Here is an 11,187-nt window from a genome sequence, read left to right as displayed (position 1 = left end):
AGGAGGGCGTGCACGCGGTGCGCTTCCGCGATGGTCCGCATCCTCGCCGCCTGCACCGCGAGACCCTGCGCCGACAGCGCCGCCTCCTGGGACGTGTTCCCGAAGATGACCAACTGCTCCGGCGTCGCCGGCCGGCCGTACTCGAACTCGAACCGTTCCGCCGGGTCCATCATCGCCAAGGCTTCCTCGAGATACCACGCGTCGTCCTCGTCCGGCACCCACGGCGACGACAGCAGCCACTCGGGCACCTCCGGCAGCGGGGTGCGCGGCGGATCCTCCTCCACGTCCCACGGCGGCTCGCCCGGATCCCACCCCGCATCCTGCATATCGAACATGGATATGAGTCTACATCGTGCCTCTGACACTGGGCGTCGTAGATATCTACGGCACGCATCCCGCGCCACGCCGACAAGGTCGTGATCCGTGACCGCTCGGGGCTGACGGGAACCGTTCCGTCCGAAAGAATGGAGCCGTGCCCACCCAGCCTCGCGATCACCGTCATGGCTGAGCGCGATCCGGGGCCGGGCGACGTCCTCGCCGGGCGGTACGAGATCCAGTCGGAGCTCGGGCGTGGCGGCATGGCGACCGTCTACCGCGGCATGGACCGGCGCCTCCAGCGCCCCGTCGCGATCAAGGTCTTCCGCGGCGGCTTCGCGGAGGCGGTCGACCCGCAGCGCACGACGCAGGAGATGCGCCTGCTCGCCGCCGTCAACCACCCCTCCGTCGTCGCCGTGCTCGACGCCTCGAACGGCGACGGCGTCTTCGGTGCCTTCCTCGTCATGGAGCTGGTGGTCGGCGACGACCTCGGCGCGCTGCTGCACCGCGCTCGTGGTGCGCTGTCCGCCGATTTCGCCCGCCGCATCGTGGCCGACGTCGCGAGCGCGCTCGCGGTCCTGCACGCCCGAGGCGTGGTGCACCGGGACGTGAAGCCGGCGAACATCCTCGTGCCCACCGCCGCGCCCTCCGCCTCGACCGCCGTCGCCGCGAAGCTGACCGACTTCGGCATCGCTCAGCTGGTCGACGGCGCCCGCCTGACCGGGCCGGACTCGATCCTCGGCACCGCCGCCTACCTCAGCCCCGAGCAGGTGCGGGGTGCTGCGCCGCGCCCCGCGAGCGACGTCTACTCGCTCGGCCTCGTGCTGCTGGAGGCGCTCACCGGCAAGCGGGCGTTCCCCGGCCCTGCGGCGGAGGCGGCGATCGCGCGGCTGAACCGCCCGCCCACCCTGCCGGAGGACGCCTCCCCCGCCCTCGCGGACCTGCTGTCCAGGATGACCGCGCTCGACCCGGCGCTTCGGCCGCCCGCCGGCGATGTCGCCGCGGCACTCCGCGAGCTGCTGGTCGGCCAGGTGACCGCTCCGGACGCGGCGCAGACCGCGCCGACGCCGGTCGCGGGCTTCAGAGCGGCCGCGCTGCCCCCGCGATCCGGGGATGCCACCCTGCCGCAGGAGCCGCTCTTCACGCCGAGCCGTGGCATGCCGCTCAGCGGCCCGGTACCGGTGGCGAGCCGGAGGTCGCGGCGACAGTTCCCGACCGTGCTCGCGGTCTCCGCAGCAGCGCTGGCCGCCGCGGTCACCGGGGTCGCGATCAGCGCGGCGGCGGACCTCACCAGTCCTGCGGTCGCCGGTCAGACGAGCGGGGTGCCGAAGGTCGCGTCGACGCAGCCCGTCGCCCCGAAGGAGCAGCAGGCGGACGTCGCTCCGCTCGTGGGCCTCGCCGGTCCGGCGACGAAGCCGAGCACCTCGAGCACGCCGACCCCGACGCCGACGACGAGCTCACCGAAGCCCACCCCGACCATCAGCACCACGGCGCCGACGACGCCGAGCAGCACGCCGACGCCGACCGAATCCGAGTCCGTCGACCCGACGACGACCGACCCGGCTCCCGTCGAATCGACCCCCGAGGACCCGACGAGCAGCACCCCGGCGAGCACCACCCCGACGGGCATCGACAGCACCCCGGCGAGTACCGACAGCAGCCCGCCGACCGACGTCCCCCAGGCGTCCGTCTCCGCCGCCTGAGACCTCCGCCGGTCGTGTTCACGGACACGGGGTTCCGGATCCCCGGATCCGTGAACAGAATCCCGCTCAGCCGGTGCCGTCGCTCGTCTGGATCGTGACCTGCGAGCCCGCCGCCGCTGCGGTCCCGGCCGCAGGCGTCGTGCTCGCGACGGTGCCGGCGGTCTGCGCCGAGGCCGTCGTGCCGTTCAGCGCCCAGGTGTAGCCGGCGGCGACCAAGGCCGCTTCCGCGTCGGCGAGCGACTGCCCCGTCACGTCCGGGACTGCGCCCGTCGGGTCGGTGCTGGTCGTCGCCGATCCGCCGTACAGGTACTGGGGATCGGGTTCTGTCCACGTGGTCGCGCCGCCGTACTGCTCGTTCACCGCGGTCTGGACCGCTTTCCAGACGCAGTGCCGCGCGACCGCCGCCTGCCCCTTCCCGCTCGTGTAGCACCGGCTCGGGAAGGTCGTCTGGCGGAGGTTCGTCATCCCCGTCACGTTGCCGACCCAGACCGATGTCGCGACCTTCGACGTCGAGCCGGTCATCCAGGTCTGCACGGCGTCGTCGGTCGTCCCGGTCTTGCCGAACTCGTAGATGCCGTCCGGGGTGTTGTCACCGCCCGCGGTTCCGCCCTGGAACACCCCGCGCAAGGCATACACGGCGGCGTTGGCGACCTCCGGGCTCACCACCTGGGTGCAGCTCGTCTTCGGTACGGCGAGTTCCGACCCGTCGGTCTTCACGACCTTGTCGATCGCTACCGGGCTGCAGTACTTCCCCTCGTTCGCGATGCCGGCGTACGCGGCCGCGATCGACACGGGTGACACGGTGTAGGCGCCGCCGATGATGAAGGACGCGTAGTTCTGCGGGTCGTTGTTGCCCCGGATCGACTTCACGCCGAACCCGTCGGCGAGGTCCTGGATGTCGCAGAGGTCGAGCTGCTGCGCCATGTGCACGAAGGTGCCGTTGATCGACAGCGCCGTGCCGTCCAACACACTGTGGTAGCCGCCTTCGCTTGCCGTGTCGTTCCCGTACGTGTAGGGCTGTCCTGCGTACGGCTTCCCGCACGCGGTGAAGTCCGACACCGTCCCAGGGTTCGAGTCGACGACCTGGTTCAGCGTGCGGCTGGATTTCAGCCAGTCGAGCAGCGTGAAGACCTTGAACGTGGAGCCGGGCTGGAACCCGCCGCTGCCGCCGAGCGTGAAGTCGGCGGCGTAGTTGATGGAGCTGGAGCCTCCGCCCTTCGTGTAACTGAAGGCCTTGTTCGTGACCATCGAGATGATCCGACCGGTGCCCACCTCCACCGACACGGCTGCGCCCCCGACATTGAATGTCGACGTCTTCGGGACGGACGCGCTCATCGCCGCCTTGGCCTTCTTCTCCACACCGAGATCGAGCGTCGTGTAGATCTTCCAGCCCGAGCGCTCGAGGTTCGCCAGCCGCGTCGTCTTGTCCTTGCCGAAGGCGTCGTCGGACAGCACCGTCTGGTAGACGTAGTCGCAGAAGAAGCCGGCCACACCGGCCGCTTCGCACCCGGTCTTCGTCGCCGTGATCTTCGGCTCGATCGGCGTCGCGACGGCTTCGGTGTACTCGGCCTGCGAGATGAGCGTGTTCTTCAGCTCCACGTCGAGGATGTAGTCGCGGCGGTCCTTGTTGCGCGCGAAGTTGTCCCCGTCGTCCAGCCGCAGGTACTGCGGGTTGTTGACGATCGCCATCAGGCTCGCGGCCTGCGCGATGGTGAGCTTCGCCGCGGTGGTGTCGTAGTAGTACTCGGCCGCCGACTCGATGCCGTAGATGCGGCCGCCGAAGCCGGCGATGTTCAGATAGCCGAGCAGGATCTGGTCCTTCGAGTACTTCTTCTCCAGCGCGATCGCGTACCGCGCCTCCTTCAGCTTGCGGCCGACGGAGGCGTCGGTGCAGACCGCGTAGGCGGCGTCGACCGCCTTCTGGCTCGACTGGTTCTCGGCCTCCTGCACGCAGACGTTCTTCACGTACTGCTGCGTGATCGTGGAGGCGCCCTGCAGGTCCTCGCCGGCGAGGTTCGCGACCGTGGCGCGGACGATGCCGAGCGGGTCGACGCCGCCGTGGTCGTAGAACCGGACGTCCTCACCGGCGACGGCGGCGTCCTTCGCGGCCTGCGAGATCTCGTTCCAGGTGACGACCTGCCGGTTCTGCGCGTAGAAGGAGGCGATCAGCACGTTCTTGTCGCCGCTCTTCGCGTAGATCTCGGTCTTCTGATCGAGGGCCGAGATCTTCAGGTCCCCCGGCAGCTCCTCGAAGAGGCCCAGCCCGTTCTTGGCCGTGGTGCCGGTCAGCGCGATCGCCGGGGTCACTGCGACGGCGACCATGACACCGGCGACCACCGCGATGGCGAGCATGCCGAAGAACGCGGAGACGGCCGAGCCGGCACGGGTTCGGGAGGGCATCGGAGAATCGTACGAAGGCATCGGGCTCCCGGTGGTCGTGACAGGCGGACCGGGTGGTTCCGATACGGACTTCACAGGACGGACTTCACGAAACGGACCTCGGAGCGAGCAGCCGCGAGGGGCGCGTCAGACCTCCGCGAGCAGCGCCTCCACCTCGGGCAGCCGCTCCTTCGGCATCAGCACCTGGCGGGGCAGCGATCCGGTGGCCGGGCCGACGAAGTGCTGGTGCTCGAGGTCGGCGAGCAGGCGGCGGGCACGCGAGTACGGCAGGCCGAGATCGCGCTGCAGCCGGGCGGCGGACGCGTACTGGGTCGAGACGACGAGCTGCGCGGCCCGCGCGAAGTCGCGGTAGCCCTCGCCGAGCTCGGCCTTCAGGGTGCCGAGGTCGGCGCGCACCGGGTCCACGGCGCCTGAGTCGGCAGCGCCCGGGTCTGCAGCGCCCGGGTCGGCAGCGACCACCACGCGGGCCTCGGCGGCATCGGGGTCGTCGTCGGAGGTGAAGTACAGGACGTCGGGTTGTGACGGCAGCGTCGCGACGGCTTCGACGGCGGGTGCCTCGGCGCTCGGTGCAGCAGCCGGCCGCGGCTCACGGACGATGCCGAGGCGCGCCTCGAGATCCTCGTCGGCCGGGTGGAGGCGGTCGTCCAGCTCCATCCGCGCGCCGACTGCGACGACGGCCCCAGCGCCGAGCACCAGGCCCACGGCGACGCCGGCCGGCCAGTAGGCGTAGAGCACCACCGCGGTCACGGCGACGGCGGCGAGGAGCGCCACCGCCGCTGCTGCGGGGCGGACGACGGAGAGGGCTGACGGCACGGATGTTCCTCGGTTCGGGCACAGCGGGCGCTGCTGCACGACGCGACCCACGCGCTTCGAGGGATCGGCACCTCGCCGGTGGGCGGACGACGGGTCGTCGTCACAAGGGTGTCATTCTCCCCGACGGATGCGCCTGGACCCACGCGCTCGGCACGTTCGTGCACGTCTCTCGGCGATTCGTTACCCACTCGATACGGACCTGCCCCGGATCCTCCGGGCGCTGTGCACGAACAGCGGTCAGAGGTGCAGGAGGCGCTCCAGCTCCGGCGAGCGCTCCCTGGCGAGCCGGACGACCCTGGCGCGGGTCCCGCGCGACGGCCCCACGAAGCCCTCCCGCTCCAGCTGGCCCATGATGTGCTGCGCCGCGCCGGTGCTGATCCGCAGCTCGCGCTGCAGCCCCGCGACCGAAGCCCACTGCGCCTGCGTGACGAGCACCGCGGCCCTGCGGAACACCGGCCAGTCGTCGCCGAGCCGCATGCGGAGGTTGCGGAACTCCTCGCGGATGTCCTCCTCGTCCGAGAGGTCGTGCAGACCGCCGACGGCCTCGGTCAGCGCGGCGGCGTGCATCGCGCGCCCCACCCGCAGCACCACGAAGGAGCCGGCGACGAGCCCGAGGGCCACCCCGGCGGGCCACCACACCCAGAACGCGACCAGGATGAGCGCGAACGCGCCCGCCCCGACCAGCGCTGCGCGGCGGAGCCGGGTCTCCTCCGGCTCGTCCTGCACCGTCGGCAGAGCACGCCGTATCTCCGTCAGAACAACCACGGTCCGCCCCCTCAGTGTCCATGGCTGCGCCGCCGCCTCTGCGGCGCAGCGTGCTGCGCTCGGCGAGGGCGCCTCGACCGCGCCCTCCTCCAGCTCGTCCAGCATCGACGGACGGGCGATCCGCGGCGCGGAGTGGCATGCCCCCAGAGCGGGGACGCCCGGTCAGCGCACGCGGCGGATGCGGATCGGGCCCTTCGCCGTGGAGGGGTCGACGACGCTGCCGTGCTGCAGGATCTCGACCTCGCCGGCGGCGACCAGGCGTCGCGCGGCGCGGCGGACCGGCTCCATCAGCGGCCGCCAGTCGTCCGCGGTCGCCCGCGCGACGTCGGAGGGGCAGATCGTCGCCGATGCGGCCCGCTGCTCGAGCATCGCGAGGATGTCGCGCTCGAGCGCACGGTCGGCGTCGGTCAGCCCCGCCCTGCGGCAGGCGTCGCTGCAGTACCGGACCGCCGCCCAGTCGTCGGCCCACTTCGCCCGCCACTCGATGCGCCGCCCGCAGACGGCGCAGGTCTTCTCCTCGGGGGCTCCGGCGAGCGAGCGGTTGCGTCCCACGACTCAGGCCGCGACCGGCTCCGTGGCGGCGGAGAGCAGCGCGACGTCCCGCTCCGTGAGCCGGACGCGCCCGGCCTCGAGCAGGTCGGCGAGCTGCTCCACCGTGCGAGCGCTCGCGATCGGTGCGGCGACGGTGCGCTGTGCGGCGAGCCACGCGAGGGAGACCGCGGTCACGGACACGCCGTGGTCGGCGGCGACGTCGTCGAGCGCCGCCAGCAGGTCGAGGTTCCGCGGGTCGTCGAGGTAGCCGCCGGCCTTCCCCGCCCGGGCCGAGTCGATACTGGTCCCGGCGCGGTACTTCCCGGTGAGGAAGCCGCTCGCCAGCGACGAGTAGGGGGTCTCGGCGATGTCGAGCTGCTCGAGCGTCGGTACCAGCTCGATCTCCACCGCGCGCTCGACGAGGCTCCACAGGTCCTGCGCCACCGTGAACGGCGTCAGTCCCTCCCGGGCGGCGATCGCGGCGGCGGACCGCAGCCGATCCGGCGCGAAGTTGGAGGCGCCGAGCTCGCGCACCTTGCCGGCCTGCACGAGCCGGTCGAACGCGGCGAGCACCTCCTCCTGCGGGGTGTCCTCGTCATCGCGGTGCGCGAAGTACAGGTCGATCCGGTCGGTGCCGAGGCGGCGCAGCGAGTCCTCCGCCGCCGAGGTGATGTTCGCGGCCGAGAGACCCTGCCGCGTCGCGAGCGCCCCCACCTTCGTGGCGATGACGACGTCGTCGCGGCGCTTCGACGCGGCCAGCCACTCGCCGATGATCGTCTCGGACTCCCCTCCGGAGTTCCCGGGGATCCAGGCGACGTACGAGTCGGCGGTGTCGATCGCGCGGCCGCCGCCGTCGACGAACGCGTCGAGGATCCTGAACCCCTCGTCGCGATCGGTCGTCCAGCCGAACACGTTGCCGCCGAGCACCACGGAGCCGAGATCGAGCGCAGTCACAGCACCGATTCTGCCTCCGGGGCAGGATGGGTCCTGTGAGTGTGTCGAGATCGATCGAGATCGAGCGGAAGTACGAGGTGACCGATCGGGCGGTGCTGCCGCCGCTGCACACGCTGGATCGCGTCGTGTCCGCCGAGGCGCAGCCCGTCGCGCTGCTCGACGCCGTCTACGTCGACACCGCCGACCGCACGCTCCTGGCCGCGGGCATCGCGGTCAGGAGGCGGACCGGCGGTCACGACGCCGGCTGGCACGTGAAGCTGCGCGGCACGGTCGGCCGGGTGGAGCTGCACGCCCCGATCGACGAATGGGATCCGGACGCGTTCCCCGCCTCCTTCGAGGCGGCGCTGCGCTCCCGGGTGCGCGGTCGTCCGCTGACGCCCATCGCGCGGATCCGCACCGAGCGGCACGCCGTCGTCGTGCGCGACGACGCGGGAGGCGGGGTCGAGGTCGTCGACGACCACGTCACCGCCACCGACGTCGCCGCAGGCGTCGTGCGCTCCTGGCGGGAGTGGGAGGCGGAGCAGGCGGAGGACTCCGCGGCCTGCGCGGCGCTGCTGGGCCGGGTGCACGCAGCGCTGGTCGGCTCCGGCGCCGCGCCGTCGGCGAGCCCGGCGAAGATCGCCCAGGCGCTCGGCCTCGTGGGCGCCGACGCCAGCCGAGCCGCCCGGCCCGCCGACCTGCCGAGGACCGCCGGATCGGTGCTCGCCGGGCTCATCGCGGGCCACGCGGAGGAGCTGCACCGGGGCATCCAGTCGCTCGCCCTCGACGGCGACCCGGACGGCGCGACCGTGCACGGGATGCGGAAGACGATCCGTCGCGCTCGGTCCGTCCTGGCGCTCGAGCACGTGGCCGGGCCGGCGGGGCGGGCGCTGCGCGAGCGGCTCGGCGAGCTGGGGCGGCTGCTCGGGACGGTCCGGGACCCGCTCGTGGCGGCCGGCGTCGCGCGCGGGCTGCTCGTGGAGCTGCCCGCCGCCACCCCGGGACTCGCCGCGGCGCGCGCGCTGCTCGTGGACGAGCCGCTGGCGCGGCAGGGCGCCGAGACGACGGCGCTGGTCGACCGTCTCGGCACCGATGCGGTGCTGGCGGTGCTCGCCGAGCTGGAGGCATTCGACCCCGACGGGCCGCTCGTCGGCGAGAAGCCGAAGGCGCTGACCGCGGAGGTCGACCGGACCGTGCGACGGGCCAGGCGGCGCACCCGGCATGCGCTGGACGGCGACCTCGACGCGATGCACCGCGGCAGGAAGGCGGCGAAGCGGGCCCGCTTCGTGGTGGAGGAGGCCGTCGCCGCGGGCGTCGTGCAGTCGGGCTCGAGGCGGACGAGGACGGCGACGCGGCAGGAGCGCGCGCAGGACGTGCTCGGCGAGCACCGCGATCTCGCGCTGGTCCTCGACGGCCTGCCGGCCGCCTCCGCACGGCTCACCGCCGCCGGCGACAACGCGTACGCCCTCGGCCTGATCGCCGAGCGCGGCCGCCGCCGCCTGTCGAGCCTCCGTCGGGACGCCGAGCGCGCCGTCCGCCATCTGTCCTGAGCCTCAGGAGTCGGGCGCGGGGTCGCGGATGCGGGCGAAGGACACCGCGCCGCCCACGACCAGCAGGATCGCGGCGACCGCGGCGGCCCGGACGAAGCCGGCCTGATCGACGGCGCCGCCGAGGATCAGGCCCGCGCAGGCGGTCGTGATCAGCCCGGCGACCCGCGCGACGGCGTTGTTCACGGCGGAGCCGATGCCGCTCTCCGACTCGGGGACGGCGCCCAGGACCGCGGAGGTGAGCGGTGCGACGGTCATCGCGATCCCGAGCCCGAGGACGACCATCCCGGCCGCGGCGACCACGACCTGCAGGGTGCCGAGCCCGGTCAGCGTCCACCCGAGTGCCCCTGCCGCCGCGACGAGCGGGCCCGCCGTCATGAAGCGCCGGGGTCCGAACCGCCCGGCGAGGGCCCCGAAGCGCCCGGACAGCAGGATCAGCAGGACGGTGGCGGGCAGCCCGACGAGCGCCGCGAGCGAGGCGGGCAGGTGCAGGACCTGCTGCAGGTACAGCGGCAGCACGAGGAAGCCGAGCCCCAGCCCGCCGTACACGAACAGGGTCGCCGCGTTGCCCGCGCTGAAGTTCCGCGCCGCGAACAGCGCGGGCGGGACGAGCGGATGCCGCGAGCGGCGGTTCCGGAGGAGGAAGCCGCCGAGGACGAGCAGTCCCGCGGCGCCGAGCGCGACCGCCGGGCCGATCGGCACGACCGCATGCGCTCCCCCGCCGATCTCGATCAGAGCGACGGTGAGCAGCCCGAGTCCCACCGCCGCGAGCGCCGCCGCGGGCACGTCGATGCCGGCTCGCGCCCCGACCCGCGCCTCGTCCCGGACGCGGCCGAGCAGCAGCATCGAGCCCGCCGCCGGGATCAGGCCGACCAGGAACACGCTCCGCCAGCCGAGCGAATCGACGAGCAGGCCGCCCGCGACCGGGCCGAACAGGCTCGACACGCTGGTCCAGGCCGTCCACGAGCCGATCGCCTTCGCCTGCGCCGGTCCGGAGAAGACGGCGATGATCAGCCCGAGCGAGCCGGGGACCAGCAGCGCGCCCGCGACCCCCTGCAGCAGCCGGGCGACGATCAGCACCCCGGCGGTCGGCGCGAGCGCGCACAGCACGCTCGTCGCGACGAACGCGACGAGCGCGATCCGCAGCACCCTGAGCCGCCCGAACGCGTCGGACACCGCGCCGGACAGCAGGATGAACGCCGACAGGGTCAGGAGGTAGCCGGCGACCACCCACTCCTGCGTCACCACGCCGCCGCCGAGATCGCGCTCGATCGCCGGCAGCGCGATGGTCGTGATCGAGCCGTCCAGGAACGACACGAACGAGGCGAGCACGGCAGCCGCCAGCATCCGGCGCTGCAGCGCCGGACCGGAGAGATCCGTCGCCGTCACGGGCCCAGTATCGCGGGGGCCGCGCCGACGCAACCGGTCGCAGCGATCCCGCGATGCGGCCATACACTTGCGCGGGTCCACGCCACCGCGACGGCCACTGGAGAGAGACGGATGACCGAGCAGGCTTCGACCTCCGCACCCGAACCCGGCGGGGCCGCGAAGCCGCAGGACAGCGGCGCGATCGACCTGCAGGCCTGGGCCGCGGGCAAGGACGGGCTGCCCGACCAGCGGCAGGTCCCCGACGCCTGCTCGCCGCAGCGCGCCGCGAGGAGCGGCCGGTTCCGCAGCTGGGCGCTGCAGGGCGCGGAGACCGCTGGATCGCATCCAGGACCGCACGGCGAGCCGGAGGTCACGCACAACTGGCTGCGGGTGATGTGCCTGACCGGCGTCGACTACTTCTCCAGCCTCGGCTACCAGCCCGCCATCGCCGCGATCGCCGCGGGGTTCATCTCCCCCGTCGCGACCCTCGTGCTCGTCGCGCTGACCCTGTTCGGCGCTCTGCCGGTCTACCGCCGGGTCGCGAGCGAGAGCTTCCGCGGCGAGGGCTCGATCGCGATGCTCGAGCGGCTGCTGCCGTGGTGGGCCGGCAAGGTCCTCGTCCTCGTGCTGCTGGGCTTCGCCGGCACCGCGTTCATCATCACGATCACGCTGTCGGCGGCGGACGCCGCCGCGCACGCGGTCGAGAACCCCCTGATGCCGGCGGCGTTGCACAGCGCGAACATCCCGATCACGCTGCTGCTGATCGTGCTGCTCGGCGCGGTGTTCCTCCGCGGGTTCCAGGAGGCGATCGG

9 protein-coding genes and 1 pseudogene are annotated in these 11,187 nt (G+C 73.0%); 3 read left to right on the top strand and 7 right to left on the bottom strand.

Annotated elements, in window-relative coordinates:
• On the bottom strand, positions 1-335 hold a 335-nt coding region (locus ACFE67_RS11430), incomplete at its 3' end, for a hypothetical protein (protein ID WP_375407003.1).
• 165 nt (positions 336-500) lie between these two features.
• On the opposite strand from ACFE67_RS11430, the gene ACFE67_RS11425 reads away from it, so the two are divergent.
• On the top strand, positions 501-2,018 hold the full coding sequence (locus tag ACFE67_RS11425) for a protein kinase (protein ID WP_375407002.1): 1,518 nt from the start codon (positions 501-503) through the stop codon (positions 2,016-2,018).
• Between the two features lie 66 nt (positions 2,019-2,084).
• Here ACFE67_RS11425 and ACFE67_RS11420 read toward each other — a convergent pair whose 3' ends face one another.
• The 5 genes from ACFE67_RS11420 to ACFE67_RS11400 all read right to left on the bottom strand — a co-directional run bounded on the left by ACFE67_RS11420 (position 2,085) and on the right by ACFE67_RS11400 (position 7,481).
• Positions 2,085-4,418 carry a transglycosylase domain-containing protein gene (locus ACFE67_RS11420; RefSeq protein ID WP_375407001.1) on the bottom strand — a complete coding sequence of 778 codons (2,334 nt, stop codon included), beginning with the start codon at positions 4,416-4,418 and terminating at the stop codon, positions 2,085-2,087.
• A 126-nt stretch (positions 4,419-4,544) separates the two neighbouring features.
• Positions 4,545-5,231 (bottom strand): DNA translocase FtsK, encoded by a 687-nt coding sequence (locus ACFE67_RS11415; protein ID WP_375407000.1) that lies wholly within the window; start codon positions 5,229-5,231, stop codon positions 4,545-4,547.
• Positions 5,232-5,468: 237 nt separating this feature from the next.
• Positions 5,469-5,996, bottom strand: a complete 528-nt coding sequence (locus tag ACFE67_RS11410) for a DNA translocase FtsK (RefSeq protein ID WP_375406999.1) — start codon at positions 5,994-5,996, stop codon at positions 5,469-5,471.
• A 162-nt stretch (positions 5,997-6,158) separates the two neighbouring features.
• On the bottom strand, positions 6,159-6,548 hold the full coding sequence (locus ACFE67_RS11405; protein ID WP_375406998.1) for a DUF3253 domain-containing protein: 390 nt from the start codon (positions 6,546-6,548) through the stop codon (positions 6,159-6,161).
• A 3-nt stretch (positions 6,549-6,551) separates the two neighbouring features.
• Positions 6,552-7,481: an aldo/keto reductase gene (locus tag ACFE67_RS11400; protein WP_375406997.1), complete on the bottom strand. Its 930-nt coding sequence runs from the start codon at positions 7,479-7,481 to the stop codon at positions 6,552-6,554.
• A gap of 35 nt (positions 7,482-7,516) precedes the next feature.
• Between ACFE67_RS11400 and ACFE67_RS11395 the strand changes: the two genes are divergently transcribed.
• Positions 7,517-9,010 carry a CHAD domain-containing protein gene (locus ACFE67_RS11395; protein WP_375406996.1) on the top strand — a complete coding sequence of 498 codons (1,494 nt, stop codon included), beginning with the start codon at positions 7,517-7,519 and terminating at the stop codon, positions 9,008-9,010.
• Between the two features lie 3 nt (positions 9,011-9,013).
• On the opposite strand, the gene ACFE67_RS11390 is transcribed toward ACFE67_RS11395, so the two are convergent.
• Positions 9,014-10,396, bottom strand: a complete 1,383-nt coding sequence (locus ACFE67_RS11390) for an MFS transporter (protein WP_375406995.1) — start codon at positions 10,394-10,396, stop codon at positions 9,014-9,016.
• A gap of 111 nt (positions 10,397-10,507) precedes the next feature.
• On the opposite strand from ACFE67_RS11390, the pseudogene ACFE67_RS11385 reads away from it, so the two are divergent.
• Positions 10,508-11,187 (top strand): annotated as a pseudogene (locus tag ACFE67_RS11385) (hypothetical protein); the annotation flags it as partial.

The organism is uncultured Amnibacterium sp. (genome assembly GCF_964244015.1).
Classification (GTDB): domain Bacteria; phylum Actinomycetota; class Actinomycetes; order Actinomycetales; family Microbacteriaceae; genus Amnibacterium.
Note: the sequence above shows the minus strand (reverse complement) of the source record. Positions and strands in the feature narration are given on the sequence as shown.